This is a genomic window from Rhizobium sp. 01T437 (genome assembly GCF_056398505.1).
Genome location: NZ_JBFTPM010000005.1, coordinates 182,219 through 200,879, shown reverse-complemented (window position 1 = coordinate 200,879; position 18,661 = coordinate 182,219). Strand labels below are relative to the sequence as shown.

21 protein-coding genes are annotated in these 18,661 nt (G+C 59.3%); 8 read left to right on the top strand and 13 right to left on the bottom strand.

All coding sequences use genetic code 11. The features are described from left to right. Positions 1-299: 299 nt before the first annotated feature. The 3 genes from fdxA to AC1DM5_RS11830 all read right to left on the bottom strand — a co-directional run bounded on the left by fdxA (position 300) and on the right by AC1DM5_RS11830 (position 4,373). Positions 300-638, bottom strand: a complete 339-nt coding sequence (gene fdxA, locus AC1DM5_RS11840; RefSeq protein WP_477821504.1) for a ferredoxin FdxA — start codon at positions 636-638, stop codon at positions 300-302. Between the two features lie 196 nt (positions 639-834). Next, positions 835-1,239: an RNA-binding S4 domain-containing protein gene (locus AC1DM5_RS11835; RefSeq protein WP_477821503.1), complete on the bottom strand. Its 405-nt coding sequence runs from the start codon at positions 1,237-1,239 to the stop codon at positions 835-837. A gap of 2 nt (positions 1,240-1,241) precedes the next feature. After that, positions 1,242-4,373 carry a helicase-related protein gene (locus AC1DM5_RS11830; RefSeq protein WP_477821502.1) on the bottom strand — a complete coding sequence of 1,044 codons (3,132 nt, stop codon included), beginning with the start codon at positions 4,371-4,373 and terminating at the stop codon, positions 1,242-1,244. Positions 4,374-5,233: 860 nt separating this feature from the next. Between AC1DM5_RS11830 and AC1DM5_RS11825 the strand changes: the two genes are divergently transcribed. From AC1DM5_RS11825 to AC1DM5_RS11810, 4 genes are all read left to right on the top strand, one after another. Continuing rightward, entirely contained in the window at positions 5,234-5,389 is a 156-nt protein-coding gene (locus AC1DM5_RS11825) for a DUF3309 family protein (RefSeq protein WP_007825451.1), read from the top strand. Between the two features lie 25 nt (positions 5,390-5,414). Then, a complete protein-coding gene (locus AC1DM5_RS11820; RefSeq protein WP_132655954.1) occupies positions 5,415-5,669 on the top strand; it encodes a YMGG-like glycine zipper-containing protein in 255 nt (84 codons plus the stop codon). Between the two features lie 193 nt (positions 5,670-5,862). Beyond that, positions 5,863-6,009 carry a hypothetical protein gene (locus tag AC1DM5_RS11815; protein ID WP_439016851.1) on the top strand — a complete coding sequence of 49 codons (147 nt, stop codon included), beginning with the start codon at positions 5,863-5,865 and terminating at the stop codon, positions 6,007-6,009. Positions 6,010-6,075: 66 nt separating this feature from the next. Then, positions 6,076-6,201 carry a hypothetical protein gene (locus tag AC1DM5_RS11810; RefSeq protein WP_477821501.1) on the top strand — a complete coding sequence of 42 codons (126 nt, stop codon included), beginning with the start codon at positions 6,076-6,078 and terminating at the stop codon, positions 6,199-6,201. A 2-nt stretch (positions 6,202-6,203) separates the two neighbouring features. Here the strand turns inward: AC1DM5_RS11810 and phbB are convergent, their stop codons facing one another. Both phbB and AC1DM5_RS11800 read right to left on the bottom strand, forming a co-directional pair. Then, the gene (phbB, locus tag AC1DM5_RS11805) at positions 6,204-6,929 is read right to left on the bottom strand and encodes an acetoacetyl-CoA reductase (protein ID WP_477821500.1); all 726 of its coding nucleotides are present in this window, start codon (positions 6,927-6,929) and stop codon (positions 6,204-6,206) included. A gap of 67 nt (positions 6,930-6,996) precedes the next feature. Beyond that, entirely contained in the window at positions 6,997-8,178 is a 1,182-nt protein-coding gene (locus AC1DM5_RS11800; RefSeq protein ID WP_477821499.1) for an acetyl-CoA C-acetyltransferase, read from the bottom strand. A 233-nt stretch (positions 8,179-8,411) separates the two neighbouring features. Between AC1DM5_RS11800 and phaR the strand changes: the two genes are divergently transcribed. After that, the gene (phaR, locus tag AC1DM5_RS11795; protein ID WP_113319841.1) at positions 8,412-8,984 is read left to right on the top strand and encodes a polyhydroxyalkanoate synthesis repressor PhaR; all 573 of its coding nucleotides are present in this window, start codon (positions 8,412-8,414) and stop codon (positions 8,982-8,984) included. Here the strand turns inward: phaR and AC1DM5_RS11790 are convergent. The 5 genes from AC1DM5_RS11790 to mtgA all read right to left on the bottom strand — a co-directional run bounded on the left by AC1DM5_RS11790 (position 8,979) and on the right by mtgA (position 12,089). Next, positions 8,979-9,386 (bottom strand): hypothetical protein, encoded by a 408-nt coding sequence (locus tag AC1DM5_RS11790; RefSeq protein ID WP_477821498.1) that lies wholly within the window; start codon positions 9,384-9,386, stop codon positions 8,979-8,981. The two genes, phaR and AC1DM5_RS11790, sit on opposite strands and share 6 nt — an antisense overlap. Positions 9,387-9,532: 146 nt before the next feature. Next, positions 9,533-9,718, bottom strand: a complete 186-nt coding sequence (rpmF, locus tag AC1DM5_RS11785) for a 50S ribosomal protein L32 (RefSeq protein ID WP_026186748.1) — start codon at positions 9,716-9,718, stop codon at positions 9,533-9,535. Between the two features lie 155 nt (positions 9,719-9,873). Next, on the bottom strand, positions 9,874-10,521 hold the full coding sequence (locus AC1DM5_RS11780; RefSeq protein ID WP_477821497.1) for a glutathione S-transferase family protein: 648 nt from the start codon (positions 10,519-10,521) through the stop codon (positions 9,874-9,876). 12 nt (positions 10,522-10,533) lie between these two features. Further along, the gene (locus AC1DM5_RS11775; RefSeq protein ID WP_477821496.1) at positions 10,534-11,256 is read right to left on the bottom strand and encodes a DUF1868 domain-containing protein; all 723 of its coding nucleotides are present in this window, start codon (positions 11,254-11,256) and stop codon (positions 10,534-10,536) included. A 95-nt stretch (positions 11,257-11,351) separates the two neighbouring features. Next, positions 11,352-12,089, bottom strand: coding sequence for a monofunctional biosynthetic peptidoglycan transglycosylase (mtgA, locus tag AC1DM5_RS11770; RefSeq protein WP_477821495.1), 738 nt, complete (start codon positions 12,087-12,089; stop codon positions 11,352-11,354). 134 nt (positions 12,090-12,223) lie between these two features. Between mtgA and AC1DM5_RS11765 the strand changes: the two genes are divergently transcribed. Beyond that, the gene (locus AC1DM5_RS11765) at positions 12,224-13,138 is read left to right on the top strand and encodes a polyprenyl synthetase family protein (protein ID WP_477821494.1); all 915 of its coding nucleotides are present in this window, start codon (positions 12,224-12,226) and stop codon (positions 13,136-13,138) included. A 52-nt stretch (positions 13,139-13,190) separates the two neighbouring features. Here the strand turns inward: AC1DM5_RS11765 and ispG are convergent, their stop codons facing one another. The 3 genes from ispG to AC1DM5_RS11750 all read right to left on the bottom strand — a co-directional run bounded on the left by ispG (position 13,191) and on the right by AC1DM5_RS11750 (position 16,565). Then, the gene (gene ispG / locus AC1DM5_RS11760) at positions 13,191-14,438 is read right to left on the bottom strand and encodes a flavodoxin-dependent (E)-4-hydroxy-3-methylbut-2-enyl-diphosphate synthase (protein ID WP_007827555.1); all 1,248 of its coding nucleotides are present in this window, start codon (positions 14,436-14,438) and stop codon (positions 13,191-13,193) included. Positions 14,439-14,533: 95 nt separating this feature from the next. Further along, positions 14,534-15,727 carry an MFS transporter gene (locus AC1DM5_RS11755; RefSeq protein ID WP_477821493.1) on the bottom strand — a complete coding sequence of 398 codons (1,194 nt, stop codon included), beginning with the start codon at positions 15,725-15,727 and terminating at the stop codon, positions 14,534-14,536. A gap of 61 nt (positions 15,728-15,788) precedes the next feature. Continuing rightward, a complete protein-coding gene (locus AC1DM5_RS11750) occupies positions 15,789-16,565 on the bottom strand; it encodes a DeoR/GlpR family DNA-binding transcription regulator (RefSeq protein ID WP_477975023.1) in 777 nt (258 codons plus the stop codon). 210 nt (positions 16,566-16,775) lie between these two features. Between AC1DM5_RS11750 and AC1DM5_RS11745 the strand changes: the two genes are divergently transcribed. Both AC1DM5_RS11745 and AC1DM5_RS11740 read left to right on the top strand, forming a co-directional pair. Beyond that, complete coding sequence (locus AC1DM5_RS11745; RefSeq protein WP_477975021.1) at positions 16,776-17,645, top strand: DMT family transporter; 870 nt, start codon at positions 16,776-16,778, stop codon at positions 17,643-17,645. A 154-nt stretch (positions 17,646-17,799) separates the two neighbouring features. Continuing rightward, positions 17,800-18,573 (top strand): amino acid ABC transporter substrate-binding protein, encoded by a 774-nt coding sequence (locus AC1DM5_RS11740; protein WP_477821490.1) that lies wholly within the window; start codon positions 17,800-17,802, stop codon positions 18,571-18,573. Positions 18,574-18,661 lie beyond the last annotated feature (88 nt).

Here is an 18,661-nt window from a genome sequence, read left to right as displayed (position 1 = left end):
TTCCACCAGACAGAAGCAAAAGGTATCCTTGCGCGCGATCTTGGGATCCGACAGCTCAAGTTATTGATATGTCACGGAAACCGCGTACGGATTTGTTTTACTTTCGTGATGGTTTTTGGGCATGCGTCATGCCACAAATGGAACAGTGTGGTGAACGTATCACAAAAATATGAGGAAATCAATAATTTGCTTAACGTGAGTCATGTGGGCAACACATAGCGCCCATGTGACTCACGCGTAATTTGAAACGTTTAAGCTGCCGCTGAACCCGGTTTCATCGGCACCGCACGTCGAAATTTTCAGTCGCCGCTACCGGGCTTTTCCGAGAAGTATTTCTCGAATTTTCCGGTCTCGCCGTCCAGCTCCTTGGCCTCGGCCAACGGCTCTTTCTTGACCGTGATGTTCGGCCAGATGCTCGCATATTCAGCGTTGATCTTCAGCCACTTGTCGAGACCCGGCTCGGTATCGGGCTTAATCGCCTCGGCCGGACATTCCGGCTCGCAAACACCGCAGTCTATGCACTCATCGGGATGGATAACGAGGAAATTCTCGCCCTCGTAGAAACAGTCGACCGGGCAGACTTCAACACAATCAGTGTATTTGCAGCGAATGCAATTGTCGGTCACGACATAGGTCATGAAGAACTCCAGGATTTGCCATACGGGCGGGGCCGGGCAACCTGGAACGTCGCGCCTGTCCCCTAAGCCGGAGAGAAAGCGTGGACAGGCTTGGGAGGCAAGCACACTACCCGGCAGGTTGTGTGTCACGTATCGGCTTTACAGCAGGATTTCAAGGACAAACGATCTTCGAAAAGCTGAGGGCAGGAAGAGTTTTCTAATCCTCATCCGACATCAGCCTGTCGATTGCGCGCCGTTCCTTTTTCGTCGGTCTTCCGGAGCCGGTGGCTCGAATAGCCTGCTCATAGGGAGTGAGGCGTTTTGCCACATCCGGAGGCGGCGACAGATCCTCATAGAGCAGCTTCGCCTCCTCATAGGGTCCGCGCCGCTCGCCAGGCAGCCGGACGACGAGAATGATGTCCCGCCGCTCCAGCGTCAGCTCGACGCGATCGCCCACCTTGACCGTCTGGCTCGGCTGCCCACAACGTGTGCCATTGATACTGACGTGACCGGACTGGATATGGCTCTGCGCCAGCGAGCGCGATTTCACCATGCGCGCGAAGAACAGCCATTTGTCGATGCGCTGGCGCGAACCGCTCCCTGGCTGTGTCTCTCCACCCATGACTACTTCTTCATCTGCTCCTTGAGCGCTGCAAGCTTGGCAAAGGGCGAATCCGGATCGATCGGCTTCTCCTTGCGCGGCGGCTTCGCCTCGAAGCGCAGCGGCTGCGAATTGCTGCGGTTGTTGTTACGGTCGTTGCGATCACCACGATCCTTGCGGTCCTGACGGTCGCCGCGCTGCTCGTTGCGGTCATTGCGCGCATGCTGAGGCCTGCCCCCATCACGATTGCCGCCGTCACGATTGCCGCCTTCCCGGTTACCGTCGCGATTGCCGCCATCCCGGTTGCGGTTATTGTTGCGATTGCCGTCCCGGCCCTCGCCGCCTTCGCCACCGCCCTGGCGGCGATTGTTGCGCTCACCGCGGTCCTGACCCTGGCCTTGGCCCTGTCCGCCACGGCGGTCGCCATGGCCGCGCGCCTGGCGCTGGTTTTCGTTGCGGCCACCGAGGCGCCACAGGAGAACCGGCTTCGGCTCTGCAGCTTCGCCCGCCTCAGCCGAATCTTCGGCAACTGCAGGCGTTTCCGCAGCCACAGGTGCGGCTTCGACAGCGGGCGTTTCTTCCGAAGCGCCGTCTGCGTCATCATGGTCGGCCTTTTCAGCCGTTTCCTCTGCTGCGGCCTCAGTCACCGCCACAGCCGGAGCGGATGCTACATCCTGCGTTGCGAGGAATGCGGCTGCCTCTTCGGCCTTCACGGCATCGGCGCGGTAGCCGAGACCCTTGAGAATCTCTTCCATGTCTTCGAGCGTCGCGCCGAGAATGGACAGCATCGCCGTCGTCGTCGTGAAGCGGCGACCGTCATAGGCGCCTTCCGGACGCGTGCCCTGACCCGGCTTCCACTGCAGAAGCGGACGGATGAGATCGGCAAGACGCTCGAGGATGTCGATGCGCACGGCGCGTTTGCCGAGGAAACGGAAGCCCGCGAGCTTGTAGAACATACGTTCGAAGCTCGGATCGGTGACCACAGAGGTACGGCCGGCGGCGAGCACCGGAATGAGATCGCCGTAGCCCGGCTTGTCGAGGCCGTCATTCTTCAGCGCCCAGAGCAGGGTGATGAGCTCCGCCGGCGCCGGCTTCAGAAGCGCCGGCACGAAGATATGATAAGCGCCGAAGCGAATGCCGTAGCGGCGCATGGAGGCGCGCGCATCCTGATCAAGCGACTTCACTTCTTCCGTCACGTCGCGGCGGAAGAGCACGCCGAGATTTTCGACGAGCTGGAAGGCAAGCCCCTTGGCAAGGCCCTGCAGGTCTTCGGCGCGCGACAGATCGTCGAGCGGCTTCAGCACCGTGCTGATATGATGATTGACGAAACGCTCGATACGGGCGGCGACATGATCGCGCGCATTGCCGGTGAGCTGTTCGTCGGCCAGCAGAATGACGCGCGGACGCATCACATGATCGCTGCCCGAAAGGCGGCCCACGGGATCGCCGAGCCACCGCACCAGACCGTCAGAGCCGATCACCAGATCGGCATTGCCCGCCGCATGCAGACGCGCGGCGCGAGCTTCGAATTCGAGCCCAAGCGCCTTTTGCGACGCAGCCTGAACCGCCTTGGCGTCCGGCCCGTCCGTTCCACCGACAGGCGTAAAACGGAACCCGGTCAACTGCCCCACATGATGTCCTTCAACAAAGACATCGCCATTCACACTGATTTCAGCTTCCAGCATCGCATTCTCTCTCAGGCGCTTCATGAGCACAGATGTCCTGCGATCAACAAAGCGTTTCGTCAACCTTTCATGTAACGCATCGGACAATCGATCTTCGATTTCCCGCGTCTTTTCCTGCCAGTGTGTCGGATCGGCAAGCCAGCCGGGCCGATTCGATACATAGGTCCAGGTTCTTATCTGCGCGATTCGCGCCGAAAGCGTGTCAATTTCTCCATCTGTCCGATCCGAACGGTGAACCTGTTCGGCTAGAAACTGCTCGTTCACCGTGCCATAGCGCACTAGATCGGAAAAGAGGGTAGAAATAAGATCGGCATGTTGCGCAGGCGTTATGCGCCGATAGTCCGGCAGAGCGCAAGCCTCCCAGAGCTTTTCAACCCGCGCCGGCGTGCTAGCGAGATCAATAATTTCCGGATAGCGCGACAAATGTTCGAGCGCTTGCTGGTCGACGGCCGGCAGCGCCCGGGTCAGACCCGGCACGCGGGGGCCGGTCTCAAGGCTTGCCCGCAGAGATTGTGTCGAGGAAAAATCGAGATCCTTGGTACGCCACTGCAGAACCTTGATATTGTCGAACTCATGGCCCTCGATGCGTTGCACGAGTTCCTCGTCGAAGGGTGAAACCTGGCCGGTTACGCCAAAGGTTCCGTCACGCACATGACGGCCGGCGCGGCCAGCGATCTGGCCGAGTTCGCCGGGGTTGAGGTTGCGGAATTGATATCCGTCGAACTTCCGGTCCTGCGCGAAGGCCACATGGTCGACATCGAGATTGAGGCCCATGCCGATCGCATCGGTCGCGACGAGATATTCAACGTCGCCCTCCTGATAGAGCGCGACCTGCGCATTGCGGGTGCGCGGGCTGAGCGCTCCGAGCACGACAGCCGCACCGCCGCGCTGGCGCCGGATCAGTTCTGCAATCGCATAAACTTCGTCCGCCGAGAAGGCGACGATCGCCGAACGCTGCGGCAGCCGGGTGATCTTCTTCTGCCCGGCATAGAGAAGGTGGGAAAGCCGCGGCCGCTCCGTGACCGTAATCCCCGGCAGAAGCTGCTGCAGGATCGGCCGCATGGTGGCAGCACCCAGCAGAAGCGTCTCCTCGCGGCCGCGCAGATGAAGGATACGGTCTGTAAAAATATGGCCGCGCTCGAGATCTCCCGCGAGCTGCACTTCATCGATGGCGACGAAGGCTGCCTTGGTTTCCCGTGGCATCGCTTCGACCGTACAGACGGAGAAACGCGCATTCGGCGGCGAGATCTTTTCTTCGCCGGTCACCAGCGCCACGTTATGGGCGCCGACCTTTTCGACCACGCGCGTATAGACTTCGCGCGCCAGCAGGCGGAGCGGCAGGCCGATGACACCCGTACCATGCGCCACCATGCGTTCGATCGCATAATGGGTCTTGCCGGTATTGGTCGGCCCGAGCACCGCGGTCACGCCGCGCCCGCTCAGTATCATCGGCTGCGAAGTCAGGGTCATGTTCCATGCAAGTGAGGCGGTGACGCCCCAGGGTCAAGTCGGAGCTGCGAATGAGGCACAGAACACATGGACAGCCGAAGCTCCAAACGCAAGGGCAGATTTGAAATAGACTTTGGATTGAGCATGGAAGTCACAGCCCGCTAAGTCTTTGATTTAAGATTCGGAACAGCTTGAGAACGAATCGGAGACGAATCGCTGACTCCGGCTGATTCAGCTTTTGTTCACGGCTAAGTATTGATTTTGAATCGCTTTTTTACACTAGATGCTGAATCTGTAGACTCGCATGAGAACAAATGTTGGCAACCGCGATTAACGCTTCTTGCCGCATCGTAAAAACGCAAAGGTCAAGCCCGAAATTAACGCTTCGACCAAAGCCGGAACGAATCGGAGACGAATCGCTGATGTCGAGGTTTTCCCTTTTCGTTCACGGCGAGATCTTGTGGGCGTTTTCGCCACCGATCCCAAGATACGGGTTCCGGGTTTGCGCAGCCATTCCGAGCTGTTGGATCGCGTTAATCTTTTGCATGCCGAATTTACGGAACCTTAAACAGGCCGGCGCCGGTGGGCCGATGAAAAGCCGTGGCTGATCAAAGCCGGAACGAATCGCTGACGAATCGGAGACATTTTCATTTTCCCGCTTTGTTCACCGCAACATATTGTATTCAAAGAAAGTTTTAACCATAGCTTGAAAATGCCCGATAGCATTTCGCCGACTTGCTTTCGAAGGAACCGGCTAAATTCGGCTTCTGTCGCAATGGGCGATAACGCCGCCGTGATATTCTGAGAGTTTAGCCGGGAACAAAAAACGCGGAAGTGGGTTTCTTGTCCAGTCGAAATGAGAATGAGGCAGGACAGACACCATGCTTGGCACGATACTTCTTATTATCCTTATTCTGTTATTGGTCGGCGCCTTGCCGAATTGGGGTTATAGCCGCGGCTGGGGCTATGGACCTTCCGGTGGTTTGGGGTTAGTTCTCGTCATCATTATCATTCTTGTACTGATGGGCCGAATTTAAAGGCCGGTAACCTGGGGAGTTAGACATGAAAAAGATTGTTCTTAGCTGCGCTCTCATTGGCGCTCTCGCCTCCTGCACTCCGACGGAGCAGGGCACGGCGATTGGTGCGGGCACGGGCGCCATCATCGGCGGCGCCGTCAGCAACAGCTGGGGTGGCGCGGCAGTCGGCGCAGTCGCCGGCGGTCTGACAGGCGCGTTGATCGGCCATTCGGTCGAACGTCAAGGCTACTGCATCTATCGCGACCGTTACGGCCGCCGTTACGAAGCGCGTTGCCGCTAATCAGCATCGGCCCATCGGAAATTTTGAACGGGCGCTTCGGCGCCCGTTTTTCTTGCGCGCTTTTGTCGTCAACACCGCGTTGACGATCGGTCGCTGAAGTCAAATCTACTGCGCCGCCAGGACCAAGCGCATATTCCTTTCAACATCGCAAGGGCAGCGCATGTGCCGCCCGTGAATGAAAAGGAACGCTACCATGGCCCAGATTTTCCTGAATTCCGCCGTCGCCGTCCTGATCGCCTCGGCTTTCCTCACGACGGCAGTCGCTGCTCTCCGCAGCCAGGACCGCGCCGTCCAGAAAGTGCCCGTCAAAGCCAATAGACGGCGTCATCCAAACGCCTGACAGCATCAATGAACCGAACCGCGTGATGGCAACTATCCGAGTGCCCGTCCGCAGGGGGACACGACCATGAACAGGATCATCGCAATCGCCGCCCTCATCACCATTGCCCTCGCGGCCTATGGCGCATCTGCCGGCCCCTATGACAGTGCCGGCGGCTTCCCGAGCAGCTACGCCCACAGCCAGAAGAAATAGGTTCAGACGAAGAACTGACCGCCATTGGCCGTCAACGTCGAACCGGTAATGAAACCGGCATCGTCGGAAATGAGGAAGGTCACGCACCGCGCGATCTCCTCGGGTTCACCGAGGCGCCCAACCGGGATTTGGGGAATGATCTTCTCATTCAGCACCTTTTCCGGCACCGCAAGCACCATTTCCGTCCCAATATAACCGGGGCAGATGGCATTGACGGTGATGTTCTTGGCCGCACCTTCCTGGGCAAGCGCCTTGGTAAATCCGAGGTCGCCGGCTTTGGCGGCAGAATAGTTCACCTGCCCCATCTGGCCCTTCTGGCCGTTGATGGAGGAGATATTGACGATGCGGCCGAAGCTGCGGTCACGCATGCCGCTCCAGACATGGTGCGTCATGTTGAAGAGGCCGGTGAGGTTGGTATTGATCACCTCATGCCACTGCTGCGGCGTCATCTTGTGAAACATCGCATCGCGCGTGATGCCGGCATTGTTGATGAGGATCTCGACCGGACCGAGTTCGGCCTGGACCCTCGCAATACCTTCGCCGCAGGCAACATAGTCAGACACGTCCCACTTGAAGACCGGGACGCCGGTAACATCGTGAAATGCCTTGGCCCTTTCATCATTGCCAGCATAGCTGGCAGCAACCTTATAGCCGGCATTCTTTAGCGCCATCGAAATCGCCGCGCCGATGCCGCGCGTACCACCAGTGACCAAAGCCACTCTGCTCATGTTCCGCTCCCCAGTTGTTGTCAACCCGCTCTCGGGCAGGCCTCAAGAAACATGCATAGTACGCTATTTACATTGCCTCGAAGCACATCGCGACACCCATGCCGCCGCCGATGCATAGCGTCGCGAGACCCTTTTTGGCGCCGCGGCGCTTCATTTCGAAGAGGAGCGTATTGAGAACGCGCGCACCCGAAGCGCCGATCGGATGACCGATCGCAATCGCGCCGCCATTGACGTTGACGATATTGGGATCCCAGCCGAGATCCTTGTTTACGGCGCAGGCTTGGGCCGCGAAGGCTTCATTAGCCTCGACGAGGTCTAGATCGCCGACGGACCAGCCGGCCTTTTCCAGCGCCTTGCGGGAGGCAGGGATCGGGCCAGTCCCCATGACCTGCGGATCGACACCGGCTGTCGCCCAGGAAACGATGCGGGCAAGCGGCTGGATGCCGCGTCGCGACGCTTCCGCTTCGCTCATCAGCACGGCTGCGGCAGCGCCGTCGTTGAGACCGGAGGCATTCGCCGCTGTCACCGTGCCATCCTTGTCGAAGGCGGGCCGCAGCTTGGCCATAGCCTCCAGCGTCGCGCCGTGGCGGATATATTCGTCGGCATCGACGGTTACGTCACCCTTGCGGCCTTGAATGACAAAGGGAACGATTTCGTCCCTGAAGCGGCCAGCCTTCTGCGCGGCTTCGGCCTTGTTCTGCGAGCTGACGGCGAACTGGTCCTGATCATCGCGCGAAAGCTGCCATTGGCGTGCGATATTTTCTGCAGTAACGCCCATGTGATAGCCGTAAAAGGCGTCGGTTAGACCGTCCTTGATCATGGTGTCGATCATCTTCATGTCGCCCATCTTCACGCCGCCGCGCAAATGCGCCGCGTGTGGCGCCATCGACATGGATTCCTGACCGCCGGCGACGATGATCTTCGCATCGCCGAGCGCGATCTGCTGCATACCGAGGGCAACGGCGCGCAGGCCGGAACCGCAGAGCTGGTTGACGCTCCAGGCCGTCGCTTCCTTGGGAACACCGGCCTTCATCGCCGCCTGGCGAGCGGGGTTCTGGCCCTCGCCGGCCTGCAGGACCTGGCCAAGGATGACCTCGTCCACGTCTTCGGGAGAAACACCTGCCCGCTCCAGCGCGCCCTTGATGGCGGCCGCGCCGAGCTCGTGCGCGGGAATTGTGCCGAAAGCACCGTTAAAGGAACCGACAGCGGTGCGCGCTGCGCTGGCGATGACGACGGATGAACTGCTCATGGGGTGGTTTCCTCGTTTCTCATCACACATATAAGTGGAAACTGACAAAGCTGCAGGCGCAAGTCAAATGCCAAGACTATTCCACCATTTGCTGCAGCGCCCTCGAATGGATTTATCCGTACAGGGAAAGGGGTTGCCGCATCGCACAAAGAGATTGTCACCGCCCTTCTTTTGCGTCTACAGTCTCTGGTGGAGGAGTATCCATACAATCAGACGGGGTTCGGGAGACTGATATGGCGAAGACTGAGGGTCAGATCGTAATCAAGAAATATGCCAATCGCCGCCTCTATAATACAGGCACCAGCACCTATGTGACGCTGGAAGACCTGGCGGAGATGGTGAAGAAGGGGGAGGATTTTGTCGTCCAGGACGCCAAAAGCGGTGACGACATCACGCATTCGGTACTGACCCAGATTATTTTCGAGCAGGAATCGAAGACCGGCAACACGCTGCTTCCGATCTCCTTCCTGCGTCAGCTGATCACCTACTACGGCGACCAGATGCAGATGGTCGTTCCGAGCTTCCTGGAACATTCCATGCGCGCTTTCACGGAACAGCAGTCGCAGATTCGTGAGCAGGTGAACCGTGCCTTCGGTGAAACGCCGCTCAGCAAGAACCTGCAGCTTCCCATGCAAATGGTCGAGGAGCAGGTCCGCCGGAATACCGAGATGTTCCAGCAGGCCATGCAGATGTTCTCACCCTTCATGACACCGCCGCCGAAGGAAAGCCGCAAGGCAGAGGCGAAGGACATCGACGAGCTGAAGGAACAGCTTCGCGCGCTGCAGAACAAGCTCGACAACCTATAGGCCGATCGAAACGTCCCGGCCGGCGCTGCGGATCGACACCGCAAAGCCGCCGATCACGTCGATCAGCGCAATGGTCATCAGGATGAAGAAGACCTGGGTCGCCGCATCCTGGACGAGAAGAAACTCGACCAGGAAAGCGATGAAGACCAGCATCGATAGCATGTGGTTGATGAGGTTGCCGGAAGCGTTCCGGGTCGCCTTCAGGATCTCGATGAAGAGTACGACGAGCGCCACGACGATGAAGAGATCGCCGAGCGCCATGCTCCAGATTGCGCCCGAAAGCATCGACAGCACGATCACATCGTGCTGGAGCGAGGGAATTCCGCCGCCGCCCATCAGGCCCAGCATCGCCAGATTGTAAAGAATAAATGGAATAACCATCAGCGGCATTGCGGTAATCATGCAGAAAAATCTCCCTGATCTCTAGGGAATACTGCCTGACATCACCGCCTCACTTCAAGGCACTGAAGATTATAATAATCTTGAAAAGAAAAAGGCCGGCGTCGAGCCGGCCTTCAAAACTTTCATCGGACAAGCCGCATAAAGAATTATGCGTTTTCCTTCGGTGTCAGAACCTGACGGCCACGGTACATACCGGTTTTCAGATCGATATGGTGCGGGCGACGCAGTTCGCCGGAGTTCTTGTCTTCGACATAGGTCGGAGCCTTCAGCGCATCAGCCGAACGGCGCATGCCGCGCTTGGACGGGCTCGTTTTTCTCTTCGGTACAGCCATTTCTCTTACTCCACTTGCGGGCAAAACATTCCCACGGCCAGACTGGCGGCCGAAACGGACATGTCGCGATTTCGGAATTTTGCGCGCTTATACATGCAAGGGGCGGTCTTGACCAGTCCCCATATGTATTTTTTGCGATGCCTCTAGTTCTCCGCTCAGACTTCGTCTTCCGGTACGATCCACGGCTCGGCTCGCGCTGCTTCTTCCCACTTCCGCCAGGCCGGGTGCGCCTTCATCGCGTTCATATAAGCCAGTATATCGGCGCTGCTGACGAGATCATAGATATCGAAGCGATTGACGACGGGCGCAAACATCGCATCCGCTCCGCCGAAGGCACCGAAGAGGAACGGCCCACCGGATTTCTGCAGAAGATCGCGCCAGATCGTCTCAATCCGGCTAATATCAGCGGAGACGCCATCAGGCAGCGCGATCTTGCCCTTCGGCCGGCGGATATTCATCGGGCAAGCGCTGCGCAGCGCCCGGAAGCTCGACATCATCTCCATGGAGGCCGAACGGGCGAGCGCCCGCTCGGCACGATCCTTCGGTAGCAACCCGGCATCTGGGTAAAGCTCGGCTACATATTCGATGATCGCGAAGGATTCCCAGATCTTCAGCGCACCATGCTGCAGCAGGGGCACATGGCCGCTCGGCGAGACCGCCTTGATGTTGGGATTGCCGTTTGGATAATCGAAGGGGATCAGCACCTCTTCGAAATCGATGCCGACGCCCGTCAGCGCCATCCATGGCCGGAACGACCAGGAAGAGTAGTTCTTGTTGGCGATATAGAGCGTCAGCTTGTCCATGGTGTGTTCCTGTCAGGGTTCGAAATCGAAGATCAGCAGTTCGTGGAAGTGGTTCATATCCTCGAACACACAGAAGGCCGGCGGGTTGAGTTCCAGTACAGGCGCCCCGCTGCGGATATCCTCTGTCACCTCGTCAAGCATTGCCTGCCAGCGCGGCAGCGCCTCGTCTTCCAGCCGCTCGATCGCATAGGTGAAGGTCATGTGGAACTTGTAATTCTCATGGTTGGGCTGACGGTAACCGAGGAGATCGGCGAATGCGTCGCGCCAGGCGCGCATAACCTTGCGGTCATCCTCTGTCGCACCCTCGAGGAGCAAGCCGGACGGACGAGCTTCGACGATCGCGACCTTGAAGGGATCAAACATTTTGAAGCCCTCGAGCCGCGCGCCCATGAGCTCCGTCATGTCATCGATCGGCGTATCGAGCGGAATATTATCAGGCCAATGGTTCTCCTTGCGGCCGGTCTCGATCACGCCTTCAAAAAGCGTCATATGGAGGCTGGTGATTGGCGTGAAGATGAATTGTGATGCCTCGGGCATCGCCAGATATCTCTCACGCGCTTCGATAAGCACCTGCTGCGTTCGTGAGCCCCTCGGGGGATGGCAGACGATCGTGTTACCCTGCTCCGGCAGGAAGCCGCCGAGCTTGTGATAGCGAGAGCCGAGATGCCGCGGCGGAGCCGGATTATGGGTCTTCGAATACTGAAGAAGCTCGGGCGAAAGTGTCGTGGTGGTCATGGGCGACTCGGGGCTTTGATTTCTGATGCATTCGCCCATATGGCAGGATCAAGAATGTCAGATGACGCTTGCCGCTTCCAACGACAAGTTCTGATTCAATCATAGATGCACTTGATGTAATCGCCCGAGCCCTGCGCCCGCCGTTCGATGAGCGCTGCAAGCCTGCGCAGCCCTCGTCCGGGTTTTCCGGCATTGCGATCGATAGGGTTCGGTAGCGAAACCGCAAGCAACGATGCCTGGCGGCGCGTAAGCTTCGAGGCAGGCACCTTGAAGTGATATTGCGCAGCCGCCTCGATACCGTAAATGCCTGGCCCCCATTCGGCGATATTGAGATAAATCTCCATCAGCCGTCGCTTCGACCAAACGAAGTCGGAACCGACGGCCAGCGGTAGTTCCAATCCCTTGCGGATGAAGGAGCGGCTGTTCCAGAGGAAGAGGTTCTTCGCCGTCTGCATGGGAATGGTGCTGCCGCCGCGCGTCTCCTGGCCCTTCAGCGTATCTTCGACCAGCATACGCATCTCGCCCCAATCGACACCGCCGTGAAAGCAATATTGCCCGTCTTCCGACATCATCACCGATTGCACGAGCACAGGCGCAACATCGTCAATCGACACCCACCGCCGGTCATAGCCGCGGAGAAGCACGAGGTCGCGCAGCATAAGCGTCGAAACCGGATGGATGAAGGGCAGCAGATAGAGAAGGATCAGCACATAGGGAAAAAGCAGCACTGCCAGAACGGCAAGAACAATGCGCTTCAGCACCTGGCGGTCTCCAACCCAGCGCCGGCGAACCGGCGCATCGACGCTCTCCTCTGTCTGCGGCGCTATATCCAATGTCCCAGTCCGATTTCGCCCTTGTCGTTGTCATACCGCCTGAAAACCGTCATTGCCAGAGTGCAGCGGAAATCTTGACGCTGTGATCGACAATTCCGTTGCCAGCAGCCGTTCTGCCGTGCCAAAGAGCGCGCATGGACGCTAAGCGGGAAACATTCGAGACACGGTTGAAAAACAGCGCCGCCGAGATCGAGGCGCTGCTCGATCTCCTGCTCTCTCCTAACGTACTGTCCGACGAGATCGCCCGTCCCGACCTCTTGCGTAGCGCCATGCACTACGCCGTCCTGAATGGCGGCAAACGCCTGCGTCCATTCCTTGTCGTGGAAAGCGCAGCACTTCTCGGCGGCAACAGGCAGGCAGCACTTCGCGTCGGCGCAGCACTCGAATGCATCCATTGCTATTCGCTCGTTCACGACGATCTGCCGGCTATGGACGACGACGACCTGCGCCGCGGCAAGCCGGCGGTACACATCAAATTCGACGAAGCGACTGCCATTCTGGCCGGCGATAGCCTGCTGACCTACGCCTTCGACATCATCGCCGCGTCGGAAACCGACCTGCCAGACCGCAGCAAGACAGAACTCGTTCTGGCGATCGCCCGCGCCGCTGGCCTCGGCGGCATGGCCGGCGGGCAGGCCCTTGATCTTGCAGCGGAAAAGCAGGCGCCCGATGAAGCTGGCATCATCCGCCTGCAGGCGATGAAGACAGGTGCGCTGATCCGCTTCGCCTGCGAGGCCGGCGCCATCATTGCCGGCGCTTCGGCCGAAGACCGGCAGCGCCTGCGCCGCTTCGGCGAAAAGATCGGCCTCGCCTTCCAGCTTGCCGATGATATTCTCGACCTGATCTCCGATATCAAGACAATGGGCAAGGCGACCGGCAAGGATGCCGCACGCGGCAAGGGAACGCTGGTGGCACTTCACGGCATGGAATGGGCGGAGAAGCGCCTGCGTCAGCATGTCGAGGACGCGGAAGAACTGCTCGCTCCCTATGGAGAGCGCGCCGCATTGCTGATCACCGCTGCCCACTTCGTGGCCGAACGCAAGAGCTGAGACAGGAGAAGGGCGGTACCATCCAGCCCCAAGTCGTCGAAAAGCGGAATGATTACTCCGCTGCCGTCTTCTGGCCGAAACGTTTCTCGATATAGTCGATGACGAGCGCCTCGAAATCCGAGGCGATATTTGGGCCGCGCAGCGTCAGGGCCTTCTTGCCGTCGATGAAGACGGGGGCAGCCGGCGTCTCGCCGGTGCCCGGAAGCGAAATGCCGATATCGGCATGTTTGCTTTCGCCCGGTCCATTGACGATACAGCCCATGACGGCGACATTGAGCGCTTCCACACCCGGATATTTCTCACGCCAGATTGGCATATTCTTGCGAATGTCGTTCTGGATGTTCTGCGCGAGTTCCTGGAATACCGTCGAGGTCGTGCGCCCACAGCCGGGACAGGCCGCGACGACGGGCACAAACTGGCGGAAACCCATGACCTGCAGCAGTTCCTGCGCCACCTGCACCTCGCGGGTGCGGTCACCATTCGGCTCCGGCGTCAGCGAAATGCGGATCGTATCGCCGATGCCGTTCTGCAGCACATAGCCCATCGCAGCCGAAGAGGCGACGATGCCCTTGGTGCCCATGCCGGCTTCGGTCAAGCCGAGATGCAGCGCATGGTTGGAGCGTTCGGCGAGCATGGAATTGACGGCGATCAGATCCTGAACCTGGCTGACCTTGGCCGACAGGATGATGCGGTTGCGCGGCAGACCGATCTCTTCGGCAAGCTGGGCTGAAAGCAGCGCGGACTGCACGATCGCCTCGTGCGTCACCTGTCGGGCCGAAAGCGGCGATCCCTCGGCCTGGTTCTTGTCCATCAGCTGCGTCAGCAGTTCCTGGTCCAGCGAACCCCAGTTGACCCCGATGCGCACCGGTTTGTTATAGCGGATCGCCATCTCGATGATTTCGGCGAACTGCTTGTCTTTCTTGTCCTTGAAGCCGACATTGCCGGGATTGATGCGATACTTCGCCAGCGCTTCGGCGCAGGCCGGATGATCGGCAAGCAGCTTGTGGCCGATATAGTGGAAGTCGCCGATCAGTGGCACATCCATGCCGAGGCGCAGCAGCCGCTCGCGGATCTTCGGCACGGCGGCAGCGCTTTCGTCGCGGTCGACGGTGATACGCACCAGCTCCGAGCCGGCGCGATGGAGTGCAGCCACCTGCGCAACCGTGGAATCCACATCCGCCGTATCCGTGTTGGTCATGGATTGCACGACGACCGGCGCACCGCCGCCGACGATGACACCGCCGACATCGACGGCAACGGAAGCGCGGCGCGGTTTCGGATCGAAATCGAAAGCAGACATAAAGAGCTCTTGCACCCGGAAAACAGAGCCTTTCAGGTGGATCAAGCCCGCGAGCTTGTCAACCGCCCCGTATATCACTTTTGTTTGGAGGCGGCTCAGTGGCCGCCACCCGAAACCCCGTCGGCATATTGCGCGAGCCTGGAGAATGCGAGAACGACGAGCAGCAGCACCGGCAGTGCCATGAAGACGGCCGCAAAACCCACATGCTCGGCCACGAAGCCGATCACCGAAGGCGCCACTAGCATGCCGGAATAGCCCAGGGTCGTGACGACGGAGATGCCGATACCGGGCTTCAGGCCGGGGATGTTGCCCGCCGCCGAAAAGGCGATCGGCACCATGTTCGAAATACCAATACCGCAAAGCGCGAAGCCGATGATGGCGATTTCGGCATCCGGCGCAAGGCTCGCAAGCAGCATGCCGACGATGGCAAAGAGCGTGCAGATGCGCAGCGTCTTGACCCCGCCGAGACGATCGCGGACGAGATCGCCGGCAAAGCGCATGGTCGCCATGGCCGCCGAGAAGGCCGCAAAGCCGAGGCCGGAGAGGGCAACCGACGCACCCATTTCCTGCCTGAGATAAAGCGCACCCCAGTCGAGGACAGCACCTTCCGGCACCATGCAGAACAGCGCCATAACACCGAGCAGCCAGGGCAGCGGCACCATCGGCAGCTTCGTCTTCTCCTTTTTGGTATCGGGATGCGGCGGATCGGCCAGGACCATCGGCCAGGCGACGGCAAGGAAGACAGCGGCCAGCACGGTCGCCAGTTCTGCGTGGCCGAGAATGCCGAGCTTGGAGATCACCAGGCCGCCAAGGCCGGAGCCGATCAGGCCGCCAAGGCTCCAGAACGCATGGCAGGATGACATGATCGCGCGGCGCATGGATTTTTCCACCGCCACGGCATTGGCGTTCATTGCCACGTCCATCGCGCCCATGAAACCGCCGAACAGAAAGAGCGAGATCGCCCCTGTGATGACATTGGGAGCCAGCGTCAGCGCCAGAAGCATTGGCAGCAAACACACGGCGAGCACCCGCACGACAACGCGTGAACCATGCTTGGCGATCTGCGCGCCGGCGATTGGCATCATCACCAGCGAGCCGAAACCGAAGACGAGGATCATCAGCCCAAGCTCGAACTTGGTGAGTCCCAGCCGCTCGGCAAAGTCGGGAATCTTCGGCGCCCAGCAGCCGACGACGAAACCATTCATGAGAAAGAGCAGCGAGACCGCCGCTCTGCTCCTTGTAATGAAGCCGCTCCGTACCCACGGCGCTGCACTCACATTATTATCCATTTCCTTGTCTTTCCTCTTGATCAGGCTTGCCTGCCCGATCCCCGTAAAAGGCGGAACGGTCTCAAGCCGTCTTGCCCGCAATGATCGTCCGGCACCCGCGTGCACGGTATTGTTCGAGCATGGCGGCATCCGCATCGTGCTCGACAATAAGGCATTCGCAATGCGCGACCGGCAGAACGCTGTGTGGCGCAGCCGTACCGAATTTTTCCGATGTCGCAGCTACCATGACCCGCTTGCTCCTGGATGTGGCGAACCTCTTGAACTCCGCATCCTCGAAGCCGAAAGTCGTCAAACCCGCCTCGATATCGACGCCGCAGGCGCCCAGGATGCAGACGTCGGGCGCTAGCTGCTCCATGTCCCGCAATGCCTTGGCGCCAAGCGAACCGCCGGTTTGACGGTCGACTAGACCGCCGATCAGGATGACGTTGACACCGGGCTTCTCGATCAGGGCCGCGGCAATCGCCGGCGCGTTTGTGGCGGCGGTCAACGGAAGATCGGCCGGCAAAGCGTTGGCAATCGCCAGATTGGTGCTGCCGGCATCGAAGAATACCGTCGTACCTGCAACGATCTCCTCTGCCGCGGCGCGGGCCAGCGCCTGTTTCCGTTCGGCAGCAAAGCTCATGCGCTGGGTCAGGCTTCCGTGCGCCGGCGAAATCGGCAATGCTCCGCCATATACCCTCTCGCAGAGCCCTGCCGCTGCCATCTCGCGCAGATCGCGCCGTACCGTATCCTCCGAGACCCCGAATTCGACTGCCAATTCCGCAGCCAGCACGCGGCCATGCGTCTTGAGCCGCTCGGAAATGACAGTCTGGCGTTCCCGCAACAAGAAATCTTGCATGTTTATACCGGATCAATCCTTCAAAATCTAAAAACATGCATAAACACTGACGAACATGCACGCAACATGCACGATCACACGTTTTCTGACGCTCTGAAACAAAGCTCCACGAACAGGGCGAAATCTCGCATATTGACCGGCTTCAGGGGCAGGACTATCGATCAGGCATTCCCGATTCCCGCCGGCATAGCCCGCCTCTGGTACATCCCCGTGAAAAACTCCGTCAGCCTGGGCATCCTGCTCACGACCGCCGCCTATATGGCGTTCACTTTCCATGATGCGATCGTCAAGGTTTTGACGGCGAGCATTCCCGTCTGGCAGATCCTGTTCTTCCGCAGTCTCACTATCCTTCTCGGCTGCCTCGCCTATGGCCGCAGCAAGCTTGTGCATCAGGCGATCACCTCGCCGATCATCAAGCCGATGATTGCCCGTAGCATCCTTCTGCTCTGTGCCTGGCTTTCATACTACACTGCCGCAAGTCATCTGCAGCTCGCCGAGGTCACGACGCTCTATTACGCAGCACCCGTCGTCGGCACCTTGCTCGCCTGGTTCATCTTGAAGGAAGAGGTCACCCCCGCCCGTTGGCTTGCGGTCGGTGTCGGCTTCGTCGGCGTGCTCATCGCCTGCAATCCGGTTGGGCTCACGATCTCCTGGCCGGTCTATCTGGCGTTGCAGGCGGCCGTACTCTGGGCTTCCGCCATGGTATTGCTGCGCAAAACCTCGCTGCATGAGAAGACTATCATCCAGCTTGCGGTCTCCAACGTCTTCTTCCTCATAATGACCGGTATTGCCGTGATCTACACCTGGCAGACCCCAACCCTCACGCAACTCGCCCTGCTCATCGGTACCGGTGTCGTCGCCGGTTGCGCCCAGTTCGCCCTCTTTGAAGGCATGCGTCAGGCTCCAGTGTCGGTGCTCGCGCCCTTCGAATATACATCGCTCGTCTGGGCCTTCATCCTCGGCTATCTGATTTGGGCTGATGTACCCACGCAGAATGTCGTTGTTGGTGCGGTGATGATTCTTGGCGCGGGCTTGATCATCATCGTCAGCGAAAAATTGCGTCGTCGCGCCGTGGCCTGATACCGGTTTCAGCCGGATTCGTGGTTAGAGTGGCAGCTTGAGAAAAATATTCGCAGTTGCTGCTTTTATTTGCAGTTTTCTACGCTTTCGATACCGCAATTTTCTGCGATGTATCGACCATCCGAAGACAATCTTCCCAAGGATGGATAGAACAATGAACTGGTTGAAAACCGTCGCCGCCGCCGCCCTCATTCAGGCTGCAGCCCTGCTGCCCGCCCATGCCGGCGAAAACCTCAGCGCCATCAAGTCTGCCGGCGTCTTCAAGATCGGCACGGAAGGCACCTATGCGCCCTTCACCTATCATGACGAAAGCGGCAAGCTCGTCGGCTTCGACGTCGAGATCGGCGAAGCGGTGGCCGCCAAGCTCGGCGTCAAGGCGGAGTTCATCGAAGGCAAATGGGACGGCCTGATCGCCGGCCTCGACGCCAAGCGTTATGACACCGTCATCAACCAGGTCGGTATCACCGACGCGCGCAAGCAGAAGTACGACTTCTCCGAACCCTATATCGCGTCGAAGGCCGTACTGATCGTTCGCGACGGCGACGACAGCATCAAGACCTTCGCCGATCTCAAGGGCAAGAAGTCCGCCCAGTCGCTGACCAGCAACTTCGGCAAGATCGCCACGGAAGCGGGCGCCGAACTCGTCGGCACCGACGGCTTCGATCAGTCGATCCAGCTCGTCCTGACGAAGCGCGCCGACGCAACGATCAACGACAGCCTCTCCTTCCTCGACTTCAAGAAGCACAAGCCGGACGCTCCGGTGAAGATCGTCGCCCAGCAGGAAAATGCCGACTATTCCGGCGTCATCATCCGCAAGGGCGAGCCGGAACTGCTCGAAGCGATCAACAAGGCGCTCGCCGACATCAAGGCTGACGGCACCTACAAGAAGATCGCCGACAAGTATTTCGGCCAGGACGTTTCGAAGTAAGTCCTGACACCGGCGGTTTCGCGCTGCCGCCATATCATTTATAGCTGCATGAGAAAGCGTCCGGCGAACACTCGCCGGACGCGTCTTT